13 protein-coding genes and 4 pseudogenes are annotated in these 17,275 nt (G+C 74.2%); 9 read left to right on the plus strand and 8 right to left on the minus strand.

The genetic code is table 11. The features are described 5' to 3' along the window. Positions 1-201 precede the first annotated feature (201 nt). Positions 202-2,445, minus strand: coding sequence for a glycoside hydrolase family 9 protein (locus ACFW6P_RS16595; RefSeq protein WP_386355419.1), 2,244 nt, complete (start codon positions 2,443-2,445; stop codon positions 202-204). 152 nt (positions 2,446-2,597) lie between these two features. Continuing rightward, positions 2,598-2,792, minus strand: a complete 195-nt coding sequence (locus tag ACFW6P_RS16600) for a hypothetical protein (RefSeq protein ID WP_386355422.1) — start codon at positions 2,790-2,792, stop codon at positions 2,598-2,600. A 313-nt stretch (positions 2,793-3,105) separates the two neighbouring features. On the opposite strand from ACFW6P_RS16600, the gene ACFW6P_RS16605 reads away from it, so the two are divergent. From ACFW6P_RS16605 to ACFW6P_RS16615, 3 genes are all read left to right on the plus strand, one after another. After that, entirely contained in the window at positions 3,106-5,511 is a 2,406-nt protein-coding gene (locus ACFW6P_RS16605; protein WP_386423999.1) for a SpoIIE family protein phosphatase, read from the plus strand. A gap of 43 nt (positions 5,512-5,554) precedes the next feature. After that, entirely contained in the window at positions 5,555-6,103 is a 549-nt protein-coding gene (locus ACFW6P_RS16610) for a DUF4232 domain-containing protein (protein WP_386424001.1), read from the plus strand. 113 nt (positions 6,104-6,216) lie between these two features. After that, the gene (locus ACFW6P_RS16615) at positions 6,217-7,443 is read left to right on the plus strand and encodes an SLC13 family permease (RefSeq protein ID WP_386355431.1); all 1,227 of its coding nucleotides are present in this window, start codon (positions 6,217-6,219) and stop codon (positions 7,441-7,443) included. A 114-nt stretch (positions 7,444-7,557) separates the two neighbouring features. Here ACFW6P_RS16615 and ACFW6P_RS16620 read toward each other — a convergent pair whose 3' ends face one another. Beyond that, complete coding sequence (locus ACFW6P_RS16620) at positions 7,558-9,999, minus strand: ricin-type beta-trefoil lectin domain protein (RefSeq protein WP_386424003.1); 2,442 nt, start codon at positions 9,997-9,999, stop codon at positions 7,558-7,560. A 273-nt stretch (positions 10,000-10,272) separates the two neighbouring features. Next, positions 10,273-10,545, minus strand: a pseudogene (locus tag ACFW6P_RS16625) (helix-turn-helix domain-containing protein); the annotation flags it as partial. Positions 10,546-10,554: 9 nt separating this feature from the next. Between ACFW6P_RS16625 and ACFW6P_RS16630 the strand changes: the two are divergent. After that, positions 10,555-10,817 (plus strand): annotated as a pseudogene (locus ACFW6P_RS16630) (phytanoyl-CoA dioxygenase family protein); the annotation flags it as partial. Positions 10,818-10,941: 124 nt separating this feature from the next. On the opposite strand, the gene ACFW6P_RS16635 reads toward ACFW6P_RS16630, so the two are convergent. After that, on the minus strand, positions 10,942-11,478 hold the full coding sequence (locus ACFW6P_RS16635; RefSeq protein ID WP_386359889.1) for a flavoprotein: 537 nt from the start codon (positions 11,476-11,478) through the stop codon (positions 10,942-10,944). A 39-nt stretch (positions 11,479-11,517) separates the two neighbouring features. Here ACFW6P_RS16635 and ACFW6P_RS16640 point away from each other — a divergent pair. Beyond that, a pseudogene (locus tag ACFW6P_RS16640) lies at positions 11,518-11,595 on the plus strand (TetR/AcrR family transcriptional regulator); the annotation flags it as partial. Between the two features lie 89 nt (positions 11,596-11,684). On the opposite strand, the gene ACFW6P_RS16645 reads toward ACFW6P_RS16640, so the two are convergent. Continuing rightward, positions 11,685-11,885, minus strand: a complete 201-nt coding sequence (locus ACFW6P_RS16645; RefSeq protein WP_386359887.1) for a ferredoxin — start codon at positions 11,883-11,885, stop codon at positions 11,685-11,687. A 13-nt stretch (positions 11,886-11,898) separates the two neighbouring features. Beyond that, entirely contained in the window at positions 11,899-13,095 is a 1,197-nt protein-coding gene (locus ACFW6P_RS16650) for a cytochrome P450 (protein ID WP_386359884.1), read from the minus strand. Between the two features lie 337 nt (positions 13,096-13,432). Here ACFW6P_RS16650 and ACFW6P_RS16655 point away from each other — a divergent pair, with 337 nt between their 5' ends. Together ACFW6P_RS16655 and ACFW6P_RS16660 are read left to right on the plus strand one after the other, a co-directional pair. Beyond that, positions 13,433-14,173 (plus strand): LysE family transporter, encoded by a 741-nt coding sequence (locus ACFW6P_RS16655; RefSeq protein ID WP_386424005.1) that lies wholly within the window; start codon positions 13,433-13,435, stop codon positions 14,171-14,173. 92 nt (positions 14,174-14,265) lie between these two features. Further along, positions 14,266-14,715, plus strand: coding sequence for a nitroreductase family deazaflavin-dependent oxidoreductase (locus tag ACFW6P_RS16660; RefSeq protein ID WP_386359881.1), 450 nt, complete (start codon positions 14,266-14,268; stop codon positions 14,713-14,715). 104 nt (positions 14,716-14,819) lie between these two features. On the opposite strand, the gene ACFW6P_RS16665 is transcribed toward ACFW6P_RS16660, so the two are convergent. Beyond that, entirely contained in the window at positions 14,820-15,740 is a 921-nt protein-coding gene (locus ACFW6P_RS16665; protein ID WP_386359879.1) for a cation diffusion facilitator family transporter, read from the minus strand. A 140-nt stretch (positions 15,741-15,880) separates the two neighbouring features. Between ACFW6P_RS16665 and ACFW6P_RS16670 the strand changes: the two are divergent. Further along, a pseudogene (locus ACFW6P_RS16670) lies at positions 15,881-16,891 on the plus strand (glutathione S-transferase C-terminal domain-containing protein). A 39-nt stretch (positions 16,892-16,930) separates the two neighbouring features. After that, positions 16,931-17,227 carry a DUF4235 domain-containing protein gene (locus ACFW6P_RS16675; protein WP_386424007.1) on the plus strand — a complete coding sequence of 99 codons (297 nt, stop codon included), beginning with the start codon at positions 16,931-16,933 and terminating at the stop codon, positions 17,225-17,227. Positions 17,228-17,275 lie beyond the last annotated feature (48 nt).

Below are 17,275 nucleotides of genomic sequence, written 5' to 3' on the forward strand. Positions count from 1 at the left end.
GTCCTCCATCTGCCGCCGGAACAGGCGGGAGTCTGCCGTGGGGCCGTGCGCCAGCGTCAGGGGCGGTCCCTCGCCCACCCGGTCGTACGCGGCCTCGACGCCGCCGACCCGCACCGCGTCCAGGGAAGGGGGCCACGCGCGGGTGCCGGGGGGGGCGTCCCGTCGTGCGGACCCCTCCGGCACCCGGCGGTCGCCCGTCCCCTATCCCTGGTCCGCCACGAAGGAGGCCATGCGGGTCAGGGCGGCGTTCCAGTTGATCGTGTGCTCGTTGGTCGACCAGGACTGGATGTCGTCGATGTAGCAGAACTGGCCGACGCAGCCCTGCAGCTTGCTCTGTGCGTAGGGGTCCTGGATGCTCGAGTTCGGTCCGCCGGCGAGGGTCCCGCGGGGCGGGTTCGGCAGGTTCGGGTCGAGCTGGCGGGCGTACCAGCGGCTGTGCTGGTTCTGGGCGCTGACCTCGCCGTAGCCGGTGACGTAGGAGATGTTCAGCGCGTTGCGGCCGAGGATGTAGTCCATGCTCTGCAGTGCGCCGTCCCGGTACTTGGCGGCGCCGGTGAGGTCGTAGGCGGTGGCGAGGACGACGGCGTTGTTGAGGACCTGGTGGCTGGAGCCCCAGTCGTAGGTGTTGCCGTCGGGCGCGTACGGCATGCCGTACGGCTGTGCCTTCAGGGTGGCCAGGTAGCGGTCGGCGCCCCGGACGACGGACCGGCGCACCGCGTCCCGGCCGGGCAGCCTGTTCGGCACGGTCGCGAGGTCGAGCCGGCCCGCCGCACCGGTGCGGGCCCAGTCGAAGCCGACGGGCTTGAAGAGATCGGCCGTGTGGACCGGGGACTTCAGGACGTACCGCTCGAACTGCTTCTCCCCCGTGGAGAGGTACAGCTCGGCCGCCGCCCAGTAGAAGTCGTCGCCGACGTCGCTGTCGGCGTAGGCGCCGCCGCCGACGCCGTCGCTCTCGGAGGCGAGGCGGTCGGGGTGGGCGAGCGCCGCCGCCCAGGCCTTGCGGGCGGCCGCCAGCGCCTTGGCGGCGAACGGCCTGTCGTAGGAGCGGTACAGGCGGGCGGCCTGCGCGGCCGTCGCGGCCAGGTTCAGGGTGGCGGCGGTGGACGGCGGGTGCAGTTCCCGCTTCTGCGGGTCGTCGTCGGGCATCAGGGGCAGGCCGGTCCACTGCTCGTCGTGCATCTTGTGGTGGGCCATGCCGGCCAGCGGCTTGCCGTCCGGCACCTGCATCTTCATCAGGAAGTCCAGCTCCCAGCGGGCCTCGTCGAGGAGGTCGGGGACCTTGTTGCCGCTCTCGGGGACGGCGAGGGTGCCGTCCCCGAGCTTGCGGGCGTCGCCGGTGCGGGCGTGCCGGGCGCGCTCGTAGGTGCTCAGCAGCTCCCAGGTGGAGATGCCGCCGTTGACGACGTACTTGCCGTGGTCGCCGGCGTCGTACCAGCCGCCGCTGACGTCCAGGGAGTAGTCGCAGACGCCGGGCTGGCAGGGCACGTCCGTGTCGCCCTGGTTGGGTGCCGCGCCCACGTGCCCGGCCGGGCGGCCGTACCCGGGCCGGAGGTCGTCGCGGATGGCGATGCCGCTGCGCTGGGTGTAGTAGTACTTCGCCGAGTCCAGCCGGAGCCGCTCGTAGGGCTTCGCGTCGACGTCGAAGGGGTGGCTGGTCTCGCCGTCGGCGACGAGGGTGAGGCCCGAGCCCTTCTTTCGGTAGGCGCCGAAGTCGATCGAGTGGACGTTCTGTCCGGAGGATGCGTCGATCCCGCGCGGCACGGTCGTGCCCCGGGCCACCACGGTCCCGCCGGAGTCCTTCAGCTCCCAGGGCAGCTTCGCCGTGGCGTCGGTGACCAGGGTGGCGTTCTTGGGCCCGGCGGGCAGATAGCCGACCTGGTTGACGCGGACGCGGGGCCCGGTGTCCGGCTCGTACGGTTCCGGCGCCACCCCGCCCCGCAGCGACACGTCGTCCATGCAGAAGCGCCAGGCGTCGGGGCTGCCGCCGAGCTGGAATCCGACCTGGCCCTGAGCGGTGTCGACGGGCGAGGTGAAGGTGTAGGAGTAGGTGTCGCCGGAGACGCTGAGCTGCGGTGTCACCTCGTGGTAGGTGTCGTACGGCGACACGGACAGGCCGACGATCGCCCGCACCGCGTGCCCGGCGGGCGTGCCGGTCGCGCTGAAGGAGAAACGGTAGGTCTGGCCCTTGACGAGGGTGATGTCGTTCTGCCCGACGGCGGCGTCCCAGCGGTTCGCCGTGCCGCCGGGGACGTCGGCGCAGAGCCGGCCGTCGAAGACACCGGCGGTGACGTTGTCCGAGCTCCACCAGGAGTCGGTGGTGGTGTCGAAGGTGCCGTTCCTGACCTGCTCGACCTCCTCGGCCCCGGCCGGGGCCGAGGGCAGCGCGGTGAGCGCGGTCGCCAGGAGGGCGGTCAGGCACAGCAGGGCGGTTCTGCGTCGTTTCACGTCTGGGCTCCTGTGGGGAGGGACGGGTGGCGCCGAGGATGGGAGCGCTCCCAGAGCGGACGCAGCCATGGTGTGGCAGAGGTGACACGCCGTCAACGGTTCGGACAGGAACGGCTGCCCCGACGCCCGTCCGGGCCGTCGCGCGGCGGGGCTCAGGCGGCCGGGGTCTCCCGCCGGGTGATCCGGATCGCGCCCCGCGCCTCGTCCGGGCGGCGGCTGGTCGGCGGGGGCCGGATCCGGGAGCCGCGGGCGGGGGCGAAGGTGGCCCCGGTCGGGGTACCGGAGCCGGTCGCCCGGTCGAGCGCGGGTCCCGCACGGACCGCCACGGGCGGCCGGTCCCGTTCCACACCGCCACCTCGGGCGCCGCGGGCAGGCTGTGCGGGGCGTCCACGGGGAAGGAGACGTCCACCCGGTCTCAGCGGCGGGTGCGCCCGTGATCGACCGGCACCCGGCCCTGCGGATTCTGTCGAGGCGTCACACAGAGTCGTCAAGGGTGCGCGAGCGCCCTTCGGTCCGGAGGGCGCTTCGTCCCGATCCCCGCCCCGCCCGCGCCGGGCCGGGCGGCACAGGGGTCGCCCGTCCGTGCCGGGCCTCCACGGACTAGTCTGGAACACGGCTGGCCTCCCTGATCACTGTGAGTGTCCGTATGGAGTCGCGACGATGAGCCAGGACGAGCCGTTCGACGACGAGGTGGCCGCGCGTGCCGTCATCGCCTCCGACGGCACGCTCATCGAGTGGGGCGAGGGCGCTCACCGTCTGCTGGGCCACACGGCCGCGGAGGTCGTGGGCCGGCCCGCCGCGCGGCTGCTGGCCGAGGGCGCCGAGGTGCCCGCGCCCGTGAACGCCCGCTGGAGCGGCACGCTGGAGCTGCGCCACCGCGACGGTCACACGCTGTCCGTGTGGGTCCTCGCCCACAGCAGGCGGCCGGGCGCCTCGGCGGCCGACTGGCTCGCCGTGTCCCCGCGCGTGGCGCCGGACCGGGACCTGCCGGAGGACCCGTTGATGCGGGCGGCCCTGACGCGGTCGCCCTGCGCCACGATGGTCTTCGACGAGCGGCTGCGGCTGCGCGGTGTCAACGACGCCATGGCGGCCCTCCTCGCGCTGCCCGCCGGCCGTGTGCGGGGCCTGCGGCCGACGGACATCGGCAGCCGGCCGCAGAACCGGGAGCTGGAGGAGTACCTGCGCCGGGTGCTGCGCACCGGGCGGCGGCTGGAGCTGCAGTCGTTCATGAAGGCCACCGGCGAGCCCCGGGGGCCGGACGCCTGGCTGGCCCGGCTCGCACCGCTCACCGACGACGCGGGCCGGGTGCGGGGCGTGTGCGTGACCGCCCACGACTTCTCCGCCCAGTACCGCGCACGCGAGCGGCTGCAGCTGGTCAACGAGGCCAGCGTGCGCGTCGGCACCACGCTCGACGTGACCCGCACGGCCCAGGAGCTGGCGGACGTCTGCGTCCCGGCGCTCGCCGACTTCGTCAGCGTCGACCTGCTCGACGCGCGGGACGACGACGGCGAACCCCCCGGTCCCCCGGTCCCCCCGGTCCCCCCGGTCCCCCCGGTCCCCCCGGTGAGCCTGCGCCGCGCCGCCCACCAGTCCGTCAACCAGGGCAGTCCGGAGGCCGTCGCCAGGCCGGGCCAGGTCTACGTCTACCCGGGCAGCTCCCCGCAGGCCGCCTCACTGGCGGCGGGTCACACCGTCGTGGCCTCCGGGAACGGCGGCGAGGTGCAGGGGTGGCCCGCCTGGGACCCGGTCCGTTTCCGGCGCGTCCGCGAGTACGGCATCCATTCGACGATGTCCGTCCCGCTCCAGGCCAGGGGCACGACCCTCGGTGTCGCGGTGTTCACGCGCTTCCGCACCCGTGAGCACTTCACCGACGACGACGTGCTGCTCGCCGAGGAGGTCACGGCCCGGGCCGCGGTCTGCATCGACAACGCGCGCCGCTACTCCCGTGAGCGCGAGACCACCCTCACGCTGCAGCGCAGCCTGCTGCCCCGTACCCTGCCGCGCACGGCGGCGGTGGAGGCGGCCTCCCGCTACCTGCCCGCCACCCGCTCCGGTGTGGGCGGCGACTGGTTCGACGTGATCCCGCTGTCCGGGATGCGGGTCGCCATGGTCGTCGGGGACGTCGTCGGCCACGGCATCCAGGCCTCGGCCACCATGGGCCGGCTGCGTACGGCGGTCCGCACGCTCGCCGACATCGACCTCGCCCCCGACGAGCTGCTCACCCATCTCGACGACCTGGTCGTCCGGCTCTCCGGGGAGTCCGGCACCGACGCGGCCGCCGGCGAGGTCGGCGCGACCTGCCTCTACGCGGTCTACGACCCGGTGTCCCGCCGCTGCGCCCTGGCCCGGGCCGGCCACCCCGAGCCCCTGATCGTCCCGCCGGACGGACCGGCCCGGCAGCTCGACCTGCCCTCGGGCCCGCCGCTGGGGGTCGGGGGGCTGCCGTTCGAGTGCGCCGAGGTGGAGCTGCGGGAAGGCAGCGTCCTGGCGTTCCACACCGACGGGCTGCTGGCGAGCCGGGAGCGGGACGCCGACACGACCCACCGCATGCTCCGCGAGGCCCTGTCGGCCCCCTCCGACTCGCTGGACGAGACCTGCGACCGCGTGCTGCGCACACTGCTGCCGCCGAGCGGCTCCGCGGACGACGTGGCCCTGCTGCTGGCCCGCACCCGCGGCCTGCCGTCCGCCCAGGTCGCCACCTGGGACATCCCGGCCGATCCGGCGCTGGTGGCCCCCATCCGCAAGCAGGTCGTCGACCAGCTCGAACGCTGGAGCATGCCGGAGGCCACGTTCACCGCCGAACTGGTGGTGAGCGAGCTGGTCACCAACGCCATCCGCTACGGCGCGCCGCCCATCCGGCTCCGGCTCATCCACGACGCCTCCACGCTGATCTGCGAGGTGTCCGACACCAACCCAACGGCGCCGCATCTGCGCCGGGCCAAGACCTGGGACGAGGGCGGCCGCGGGCTGCTCCTGGTCGCCCAGCTGACCCAGCGCTGGGGCAGCAGGCACACCGCCGAGGGCAAGACGATCTGGGCGGAACTGGCGCTCCTGGAGGACATCTGACGCGGCCCGTTTCCCGCCGCGCACGACGGACACCCGGAGGGACATGGCCACACGATCCCCGTCGGTACGCCGGGCGGCCTCAGGCGCGAGCGCCCTCGCAGTCCTCGGCGCGCTGGCCGCCTGCGGAGCCGAGCAGCGCACCGAGACCGCATCACAGCGGATGCCCGCCCCCGTCACCCGGTGCCACAGCCAGCAGCTGCGCGCCTCCGTCGGCCGCATGGATCCGGGAGCCGGGCAACGGAACTTCCCCGTGGTGCTGACCAACGTCTCCGCCCGCACCTGCACCCTGTACGGCTATCCGGGCGCCGCGTTCGTCGACGTCTCCGGCCGGCAACTGGGCCCCGATCCCAAGCGCACGCCGGGCGAGCCGGCGAAGGTGCGGCTGGCACCGGGCGACAGCGCGTGGGCGGGACTGCGGTACGCCAGTCCCGAGACCAGCGGCGCGCGCACCGCCGTGCCGGCGGCGCTGCTGGTGACCCCGCCGGACGAGCGCACGCCGCTGAGGGTGCGCTGGACGGCGGGCGTGGTGCCCGTCGGCGGGAACGCGTCCTCCGTCTTCCTGACGGTGCTGGCGCCGGGCAGCGGCCCCTGACCTGCCGAGGGTCCTTGCGGCTCTCTTACCGGCGCCTGGTTTCATGGGCGGGCTCGACCTGATCGTGTCCCGGAGGACCCGCCCTGAACGCCCCGCTCTCCGCAGCCCTGTCCGTGACGCTCCTGGCCGCCGTGCTCGCCTGGGCCGTGCTGCGTCCGAGAGGACTGCCCGAGGCCGTGCTGGCGGTACCGGCCGCCGCGCTGGCCGTCGCCACCGGAGTGATCTCACCCGGCCACGCCTGGGACGAGGTCCAGCGGCTCGGACCCGTGGTCGGGTTCCTCGCGGCCGTGCTGGTGCTGGCCCACTTCTGCGACGTCGAGGGACTGTTCACGGCGTGCGGGGCGTGGATGGCGCGCTGGGCGGCCGGACGCCCGGCACGGCTGCTGACCGCGGTGTTCGCGCTGGCCTCGGTCGTCACGGCCGTGCTCAGCCTGGACGCCACGGTCGTCCTGCTCACCCCGGTGGTGCTCGCCACCGCCACCCGCATGGGCGTCCGGGCCCGGCCCCACCTGTACGCCTGCGCCCACCTGTCGAACACCGCGTCGCTGCTGCTGCCCGTGTCCAACCTGACCAACCTGCTCGCCTACACCGCGAGCGGGCTGACCTTCACCCGGTTCGCGGCCCTGATGGCGCTGCCCTGGCTGGTCGCGATCGCCGCCGAGTACCTGGTGTTCCGGCGCTTCTTCGACGACGAGCTGAAGGCCCCGCTCCCCTCGCCCGAGCCCGGGCCGCCCCCCGAACTGCCGCTGTTCGCGCTGATCACCGTCGGCTGCACGCTCGCCGGGTTCGTCATCGCCTCGGCCGCCGGGTTCGCGCCGGCGTGGGCCGCGCTGGCCGGGGCGCTGGTCCTGGCGGGACGTGCGCTGCTGCGGCGGCGGGCCACGCCGGTGGCGGTGGTGAGGTCGGCGGCGCCGGCCTTCCTTGCGTTCGTGCTCGCGCTCGGCGTGGTCGTGCGCGCGGTCGTGGACAACGGGCTGGCCGGCGCGCTCCGGCGCGTGCTGCCCGACGGCTCGGGCCTGCTCACGCTGCTGGGTGTGGCCGCGGTCGCCGCCGTCCTGGCGAACCTCATCAACAACCTGCCTGCGGTGCTGGTGCTGCTCCCGCTGAGCACCGGGGCCGGTCCCGGTGCCGTGCTGGCCGTGCTGCTGGGCGTGAACATCGGCCCGAACCTGACCTACGCCGGGTCGCTCGCGACCCTGCTGTGGCGGCGGATCGTGCAGGAGCACGGGCAGCGGGTCGGCCTCGGGGAGTTCACCCGGCTCGGCCTGCTCGCGGTACCGGCGGCGCTGGTGCCGGCCGTGGTGGCGCTGTGGTTGTCGCTGGCCGTCGTGGGGGCGTGAAGCGCGCACCGGTCAGTGGCGTCGGCCGTCGCTGCAGCCGCCGCACCCGTAGCCGCCATCGCCGTCGCCGTACCCGTGGCCGCCGTATCCGTGTCCCGGATATCCGTAGCGGGGTTATCCGTACCCGCCGTCCTCCTCGCAGGAAAGGCCGTAGCGGTAGCAGGGCGGCTCGGTGGTGCCCCGGCTGCCCGGTGACGGCTGCGGTGCCGTCCGGGTCGCGGACGGCGTGGGTGCCGGCTTCGGCTTCCTCGACGGGGTCGGGGTGGGGGTCGGCGTGGGGCGGGGGGCCTGGGTGGCGTCCCACTTGACGGCCTCCATCTGCAGGTCCGCCTTGGTGGTGTCGATCACCCAGCGCTGGACCTCGTCCTGCGTCCGCGTCTTGACGACCAGGGCCCCCGAGCCGTCGGTCGCGGCCGGGGCGAGGGCGAGGTCCTGGTCCCAGCGGGGCACCAGGGCGCCCTGGAGGGTGAAGTCGTGGCGAACGTTCCTGGTGTCCGGCTGGGACGCGCCCGCACAGGGGGCCAGCCGGACGGAGTAGCCGAGGCGCGAGTCGAGGCAGAGGTCGGGGGCCGCGCCGCTGCGCAGCAGTCCGTCGGCCTCGTACGTCCACTGCTGGACGGACGCCGCGGAACAGGCGGTGAGCTCGGCCTCCGCGCCCTTGACGGCCTTGCCGCCGTCGAGGCCGACGCACAGATCCGAGGAGACGTTGTGCAGCCGTCCGCGCAGGGCGCCCTTCTCGCCGTCCCCCGCTCCGGCCCAGGACGGATCCTCGGTTCCCCCGCTCTTGCCGGGGTCGGGTGACTTCTCGGCCGACTGTTCCCCGCCGGCCGGTGCACCGTCGCCCGAGGTGCCGATGGAGCACAGGACGAGCGGGAGGGCGACCAGCCCGATGACCGTCAGGATGCCCACGGCGAGATGACGGCGCCGGGCGGCGCGGCGGGCCGCCTTCTGGGCGGACCTTCGCGCGGCGGTACGGGGGCCGACGGCATGTGGCCCGGAGGCGGTGCGGTCGCCCGCCCGGCGCGGGGCGTCGGCTGCGGCGGTGAAGTCGTCCTGCGGCCGGGGCGCGACGCGTGGCGCGGCACGGCGCACGGCACGGCGGGCGGCTCTGGGGGGTGGTGGTGAGCCGTCCTGCCCGAGGACAGCGAGCCCGGGCGGAGGCGGGAAACCGGCATGGCCCCGGGGCCCGACAGCGGGCGGAGGCGGGAGATCCTCCTGCCCCCGGGGCCCGACAGCGGGCGCGGGCGGGAATCCCACCTGCCCGGGCGGGAGAGCCTCCTGCCCGAGGGGGAAAGCCTCCTCGCACCGAACCTCGACACTCGGGGAGGACGCGAAGCCGTCCTGCCCTCCGGGTGCCGCAGCAGGCGCGGGCGCGGGTGGGAACGTCTCCTGCCCCCGGGACGCCACACGCGGTGGGGGCGGGAAGCCGTCGTGGGGCCAGGGGGTGCGGGGCGCGTCGTGCTCACCGTCCCGTGGGCGTGCGCCCGCCGTGCCGACCGGGTCGGTGAAGGACTCCCCGATCGTGCCGGTGAGGCCGACGGGGTCCGGGAAGGCGGGAGCGGCGGGGTCGGGGAAGACCTCGCGGGCGACCGCCACGGGGTCCGGAAAGTCCTCGTGGGCGAGTCCGGCCGGGGCAGGGGCCGCGTCGGGATCCGCGAGCGCGGGACGCGCGGACGTCGCGGCGGCCTGCCCCGCAGGCGTCCCGCCGTCGAGGACGGTTCCCGCCGCGTGCAGCCGACCCTCGGCGTACTGCGCTCCGCCCCAGCCCAGCACCGCCTCCGCCAGCGCTACGCCCAGCACGTGGTTGAAGCAGTCGAGCTGGTCCGCCGCGGCGGCGCAGTGCCCGCAGCCCTCGATGTGCGCGCGCAGATCGGGGTCGATGTCGAGCCCGCCGCGTCGGTACGTCACGTCCAGCAGGCGCAGATAGCGCCGGCACACGTCGTCGGGAGCGAGCTCGCGGTGGAGCTGCAGGCACTCCTCGCGCAGCCGGTCACGGGCCCGGCCCAGTTCGACGCGCGCGCCCTCCTCGTCCAGGCCCAGCAGGGCGGCCGGGGACGCAGACGGTTCGGCCTCGACCTCGACGTGCCACAGGAGGCAGCGGGCGGACTGGGGCAGCCGCTGGAACGCCCCGGACAGCAGGCGCCGGTGCTGCGGCGGCAGCAGCCGGGCGGCGGGCCGCTCCCCCTGTGCCGTCCCGGCCAGCAGGTCGGGGTGGAGCATGTCGCGTCTGTGGTCACCGGCCCATTCGGCCGCGATGCGCCGTACGGTCACGAGGAGATGGGGGCGCCAGGCCGAGGTCGGGCCGTTCTGGCGCAGGCTCTCGCCGAAGAGCCGGGTGAACGCGGCGGTGGTGAGCATGCCCGCCGAACGCGGGCCGTCGGTGCAGAGCCGGGCGTAGGCGAAGGCAGCCTCCCAGTGCCGGTCCAGCAGTTCGCCGACGGGGTGGAGCGCGGGGGTCGCCCCCGTCCACTTCCTGAGCTCGGCGCTCAGTTGCTCGTCCGTCGCGCCGAGCCTGCGGGCCGGGGCAGGGGAATTCGACGGACCTGCGTCGTTCACGGCTGCATTCCTCTCAAGGACATGCGGAATATAGTCCGTACCAAGCGGTATGGCGGCGCGGCGGCCCTCGCGCGTACGAAAGAAAGGCGTGGTGTCCGCACGCCGACACGGCACACCTTTACACAGGTCAGCAACAGGGAACAAGCGATCCTGAGGTTCTTTCCACCGTGGTTGCGACCAAGCCTTTTTGACAGAATGTCAACCAGCTTGGCGAAAGGGGTTCCCGCGTGATCCGCCCGTTTTTCGCGGTGTGTTCTCGCCCCGCTCGCGAGGTCACCGGAAAACCATTGCGCCGCCGGTGGACGGGCCGCCGTGCACGGTCCGGCAGGCGCCGGGCGGCACCCCGTAGCGCTCGCGGAAGACGCGGTCGAAGTGGAAAGGGCTGGCCAAACCCGAGGCGGTGGCGACGCGTTCCACGGGCAGGTCGGTGCCTTCCGGCAGTCGGGCGGCGTGCCACAGCCGGGCCTCGTGCAGTGCCCGCATGGGTGACTGGCAGAGCTGGGCGCTGAAGAGGTGCGCGAAGCGGGACGGTGACAGGGCGACGTCCTGTAGGTGCCGCCGCCCGGGCTCACCGCCGTGGCGGCCGGCATGCACCCCTTGACGTGCTGCTCTTCAACGGCATTCTGGTGCACGGGGCGCAGCCGAACCGGACGGGTGATCGGTTCCGCCGGTCGTCCATCGGGCACTACGTGGGGCGGTCGGCCGAGCGCATCGGGGAGTTCTACCGCACCCTGACGATGAGCGGAACGCGGGTCGTGCTGGCGCGGAGCGAGGGCGCGGAGCACTGCGGCACGGAGTTCGCGCCGCGGGGACCCCATCGACCTGCCCGCCGGAAGGGCAGGGCATCGAGCGTCACGTACCGCGTCGCTTTGCTCCTGCCTTCGGGAGGGGTGCCAGGAGCGTCCGCGCTGGTGTGCGCCCGAAGGCGCCTGCTCCCGGCCGTCAGCCGCGGGCGAGCAGGTCCAGCGCCGTCTCCCACGCGAACTCCGGCCGGCCGCCGTCCTCCCGCGGCTCACCGTCGTACGGGCGGGCGAACCGCACGCCCATCCCCCGCAGCCGCTCGACGCTGTCGCGGTAGGCCGGGTGGGCGGCCAGGGCGTCGGCGACGCACGGCAGGACGGCGATCGGCACGCCGAGGCCCGCGGCCTCGCACAGGGTGCCGAGGGCGAGGGTGTCGGCGATGCCGGCGGCCCACTTGTTGACGGTGTTGAAGGTGGCGGGTGCGACGACCACGGCGTCCGGTGCCGGGAAGGGGCGGGGTTCGCCGGGGGTGCGCCAGGCGGACCGGATCGGGCGGCCCGTCCGGGCCGTGATGTCGGCGGCGTCGAAGAAGCCGTTCATGGCAACCGGTGTGGCGATGACACCGACCTCCCAGCCGCGCTCCCGCGCGGCGGTGATCAGCGTGCCGACGTCCGCGGCGACGCCGGCGGCGCAGACGACGACGTAGAGGAAGGTCCCGGGGGTGGTCTGTGCGGTCACCCGGGAACCCTAGCGACCCCAAGTCCGGCGACCTGGCGGGGAGTCGGGCTCAAGTGGCTGTACCAGCTGTTCCCGGCGAGGGAACAGCTGGTGGAAGCGCATCTGGAGCGGCGGGACCGGGAGCCGGCGTCACCGGAGCGCCGGGCCCGCCGTCGAGGCGCGCGAGGCGGCCCGGCTGCTGCTCCTGGGCGCTCTGTGACCCGGCGTCAGCCGATCGTCTCCGAGACGGTGATGGCGCTCACCGGGCAGGCGCGGACCGCCTCCCGCAGCAGCGGACTGCCGCCGCCGTCCTCCCGGCCGGGCAGCGGGGTGCTGTAGCCGTCGTCGTCCTGGGTGAAGACGTCGGGGGCGGTGAGGGCGCACTGGCCCGCGCCGATGCAGACGTCCTTGTCGATGTCGATACGCATGTGCGGCGCGCCCTTACCAGGTCACGGGGAGTTCCAGCATCCCCTGGATGGTGTCGCCCGGCTTGAAGGGGATCTCCTCGGCCGGGGCGGCCAGGCGCAGCGCGGGCAGCCGGCGGAAGAGGGTGCCGAGGGCGATCTCCAGTTCGGCGCGGGCGAGGTTCTGGCCGAGGCACTGGTGGATGCCGAAGCCGAACGCGACGTGGTGGCGGGCCGGGCGGTTCCAGTCGAGGGCGTCGGGCTCGGCGTAGACCGTCTCGTCGCGGTTGATGACCGAGGTCGCGAAGACCACGCCCTCGCCCGCGCGGATCGTCGTCCCGGCCACCTCGATGTCCTCCACGGCGATGCGCAGCAGGCCGTCCGCGATGGACAGCAGCCGCATCAGCTCCTCGACGGCGGCCGGCATGACCTCCGGGTCCGCGCGCAGTTCGGCGAGGCGCCCGGGGTGCCGGAGGAGGGTGAAGGTGCCGAGGGAGATCATGTTGGCGGTCGTCTCGTGGCCCGCGACCAGGAGGATGAGGGCCATGGCGATCAGGCCCTCGCGGTCCGGTCCACCGTCGCGTGCCTGACGCCGGACCAGGTCGTCCAGGAGGCCGGTGCCGGGGTGCTCGCGCTTGCGGTCGATCAACTCCCCGAAGTACTCCTCCAGCCGGTCCCGGGCGTCCAGCACGTCGGCGGTCTCCGGGCCGCGCAGCAGCCGCCGCGACTGGGCCTCGAAGAAGTCGTGGTCGGCGTAGGGGACGCCGAGCAGGGCGCTGATCACCATGGAGGGCACGGGGAGCGCGAAGGCGCTCACCAGGTCGGCGGGCGGGCCCTGGGCGATCATCGCGGCGAGCCGTTCGTCCACGATCTCCTGGATGCGGGGCCTGAGGGCCACGGCCCGTTTGAGGGTGAAGTCCCCGACGACCATCCGCCGCTGGTCGCGGTGCTCGGGATCGTCGGCGCCGAGCAGGGCGGTGCGGCGGTTGCGGATCCCGGCGAAGCGCGCGGTGGGGGTGGGGAAACCGGGGCGGTCTCGGTCGGACGACAGGCGGGGGTCGGCGAGCAGGGCGCGGGCGGTGGCGTGGCCGCTGACCAGCCAGACCTCGCGGCCGTCGAAGAGGGTGCTCCGGGTCAGGGGGCGCTCGGCGCGCAGCGGCTCGTAGGCGGCGGGCGGGTGGTAGGGGCAGGTCCTGCTCTGGGGGAAGGCGACGGGTGCGGTCGTGTCCGTCATGAAGACCTCGCAGAGGGAGGGAGCGTCGTGCCGATCTCCATTAGATGCCCTAGGCACCTATAGGGCGACGCGAAGTTCGGCCAGATCGGTGGCGGGTGCAACGTGGCCGGGGAGCACCGTGCTGACGTCCGGGCGGCGGCGACCGGAGGCGGCTTCACGGGAGCGACGGTGTGCGCTCCGGTGGGGCGGGGGCGAGAACCGGTTGTCCGCAGGGCGGGCAGGGCACAGGATCCGGCCATGTCTTCCTTCACAGCCCGCCGCCGCTGTCCCTCGCCGTCCGTGCCGGGCGCCGACGGCAGCGGTCCGGCCACCGCGGAGAGCCGACGCTGCCCCGGTCGTGACCGCCGCGCTCGTGGCCGGTCTGTTCGCCGGGTACGGCATCGCCGTTCCGGTCGGCGCGGTCGGGGCCCACCTCGTCTCCCTCACCGCCCGTACCTCCCCGCGCACCGGGGTCTGCGCCGCGCTCGGCGTCGCCACCGCCGACGGGTTGTACGCCCCGGCGGCCGCCCTCGGGGGCTCGGCCCTGGCCGCCGCGCTGCGGCCGGCGCTCGGCCCACTGCGCCAGGTCTGCGTCCTGGTGCTGCTCGGGCTGGCGGCGCGGGGTGGGCTGAGCGCGCTGCGCGAGTACCGCGGCCAGCGGCTCACCGCGCGGGCGGCCCCCGCTCCCCCGGGGCCCGCCCGGGCCAGGTACCGCTCGATGTGCCGCTTGGAGTCGAAGTGCGGGACACCGCTGTACCGTTCGGCCCCGCCCACCGAGCAGCCGACGAGTCCGGCGACCTCCTGGGGCGTGGCCTGTGCCGGGCTCCTGGGCATCACGCTGCTCAACCCCACGACCGTGATCTACTTCGCGGCACTCGTGCTCGGCTCCCGGGCCGCGGGCCCGTCCGGCGCCGTGGAGCAGGGCGTCTTCGTCCTGGCCGCCTTCGCCGCCTCCGCGAGCTGGCAGGTGCTGCTCGCCGGGGGCGGTGCCCTGCTGGGCCGGTCGCTGACGGGCCGGCGGGGCCGACTGGCGACCGCGCTGGTGGCGAGCGCGGTGATGACGGCCCTGGTCGCGCGGATGGCGGTGGCACCCGGGTGAGCACCACCGCCGTCCGGATGATTCCGGGGCGTGCCGCTGTTGCAGAGGGCAGCGGTCAACCGTGGACGCGACGCGACGATGGGACGGATGTCATGCCTCTCGAGGGTGAGTACGAACCCAGTCCGACCGAGTGGGTGCGCCGCCAGGTGGAGCTGTACGAGAGCTCCGGCGGCACCCGTGGGACGACGCTGCAGGGCACGACGCTGCCGGTGGTCGTCCTGACCTCGCGAGGCTCCCGGAGCGGGAAGCTGCGCAAGACGCCGGTGATGCGGGTGGAGCACGAGGGACGCTACGCCGCGGTCGCGTCCCTCGGTGGCTCGCCACGGCACCCGGTCTGGTACTTCAACCTCAAGGCCGACCCGCACGTGGAACTCCAGGACGGCCCGGTCAAGCGGGACATGACGGCCCGTGAGGTCACCGGCGCGGAGAAGGCGGCGTGGTGGGAACGCGCCGTGGCGGCGTACCCGGCCTATGCCGACTACCAGCGCAGGACGGACCGGGAGATCCCGGTGTTCGTGCTGGAGCCGGTCGAGGAAGGGTGACCGGCGGGCCGGCCGCCCGGTGCGGGCGGCCGACGTGAGGGAGCCGGTCCGGAGAATCTCTCACCCCCCTGTGCATGAAGCCCTCCGTGCGGGGCACGCGGAGGTCAGGCCCCGCCGCGCTCCCCCGTCGCGGCGGGGCTTTGCGCTGCCTCCCTCGCGAGCCGGTCGGTGACGTCGAGGAAGACCTGGTCGGCCTCGGGCACCGTATGGGCGACGGAGCGCTTGATGCGGACGGCGACGTCCTCCACGCGCTCGCTGTCCAGGCCGGGCGCCAGGTCGACACGGGCGGCCACCAGGACCGTGTCGAGGCCGGTCTTCATCGTGAACAGCGCCTCGACGCTGTCGATCTCCGGCTGCGCCTCCAGCACGGCCTGGATCCGTCCGCTGCACTCCGGGTCGGCCGCCTCGCCGATCAGCTGGTCGCGTGCCTCACGGCCCAGCCGGTAGGCGACGTAGACCAGCAGCGCGCCGATGGCGAGCGAGGCGGCCGCCTCCCACACCACCTGGCCCGTGGCCATGTGGAGCGCCATGCCCACGATGGCCAGCGTCACCCCCAGCACCGCGGTCCCGTCCTCGGCGACGACCGTGCGCAGGGCCGGGTCCTTCATCCCCTCGCCCGCACCGCCCTGCCGGCGCACCTGGTACAGCGCGCGCAGCAGGGAGCCGCCCTCCGCGAGGAGGGCGACTCCGAGCACGATCAGGCCGGCGACGTAGCCGCCGAGTTCCTCCTCCCCTCCGCTCGTCAGTGCCTCGACGCCCTGGTAGAAGGAGAAGCACCCGCCCATGACGAAGATCCCGACGGCGGCGAGGAGCGACCAGAAGAAGCGCTCCTTGCCGTAGCCGAAGGGGTGACGCCGGTCGGCGGGGCGGCGGCTGCGGCGCAGGGCCGCCAGCAGGAACACCTCGTTCAGGCTGTCGGCCACCGAATGGGCCGCCTCCGACAGCAGTGCGGGCGATCCCGCGGCGAGGCCGCCCACGGCCTTGGCGGCCGCGATCACCAGGTTGGCCGCCAGCGCCACCAGCACGGTGACGCGGGTCCTCCGATCAGATCCTTGTTCACTCACCCCGGGCGGTTGCCCCGGTCGGCGGTGCTCATACCGTGCCGACCGCGGAAAACGGGGAACGCGTTCACCACGGAACTCGGACGGCAGAGGAGGACACCCCTATGAACAGCGACGACGGCGACCGTGCCTGTGGAAGGAGGGCGTTCAAGCGGTCCGAGACGCATTTCGCGGACCGGATCACGGCGGACGGCCGGGACCGCTGGCCGGTGGAGGCCGGCCGCTACCCGGTCGTGAGCCGCGCCTGCCCGTGGGCGAGCCGCGCGTTGGTCTCCCGGCGGTTGCTCGGTCTGGAGGACGCGCTGTCCCCGGCCGTCGCAGACCCGATCCAGGACGACCGCAGCAGGCGGTTCACGCTGGACGCGGACGGCCACGATGCGGTGCTGGGCATCCGCCACCTGAGTGAGGCCTGCGACCGGCGGGAGACCGGCTGTCCGGGTGGTGTCAGCGTGCCGGCGATCGTGGACGTGCCCGCCGGGAAGCCGGTCACCAGCGACTACCAGCAGCTCACGCTCGACCTCGCGGCCGAGTGGACGGCCCTGCACCGGGACGGCGCGCCGGACCTGTACCCGGAGGGCTTGCGCGACGAGATCGACGAGGTGATGGCGGACGTCTGCGAGGACGTCAACAACGGCGTCCACCGGCCCGGTTCCGCCCCGGAGCAGGAGGAGTACGAGGCCGCCTGCGCGGGCGTGTTCCGGCGGCGAGCTGCTCGCGCTGCCGCTGGAGCGGCAGCGCTGCCCCGCCGGCGACACCCCCACCGAGGCGGACCTCCGGCTGTTCACCACCCTGGTCCGCTTCGACGCGGTCTACCACAGCCACTTCAGGTGCAACCGCTGGAAGCTGACGGAGGACCGGGTGCTCCGGGGGTACGCGCGCGACCTGTACCAGACGCCCGGATTCGGCGACACCGTCGACTTCGACCACACCGAGCGGCGTTTCACCAAATGCACACGGGCATCAACCCGACCCGCGCGGTGCCCCTGGGGCCGGACCTGTCCGGCCGGCCGACCCCGCATCACCGCGAGGAGCTGGGCGGCCGGCCGTTCGGTGACGGCACTCCTCCCGGCCCGGTGCGCGCCGAGGAGCGCGGCCCGGCAGCGCACACCCCCTGACCCCCGTTTCCCCATCCCCCACGTACCGAGGAGATCCAAGTGGCGAAGAAGAAGAAGATGTCCCTCGCCTATCAGCCCCTGGGCTTCGTGCTCGGCTGGTCGGGCGGCTGGCTGGCCGGACTCGCCTTCCGCAAGACGTGGATGGCGATCCGGCACGAGGAGGACGCGCCCGACGCGCTGGACAAGGACCGCGGCTGGGGCGAGGTGCTGCTGGCAGCCGCGATCCAGGGCGCCATCTTCGCCGTGGTGCGCAGCGCGGTGGACCGCGCGGGCGCCAAGGCGATCGAGCGTTCTACGGGGGTGTGGCCGTCCTCGGACAAGGGCGGCCGGGACTGAGCGCCGGGGTCAGCCCTGCTTGGGCGCCGTCGGCGGGATGAGGCGCAG

Origin of the sequence: Streptomyces sp. NPDC058741, assembly GCF_042746715.1 — a bacterium.
Lineage (GTDB): Bacteria > Actinomycetota > Actinomycetes > Streptomycetales > Streptomycetaceae > Streptomyces.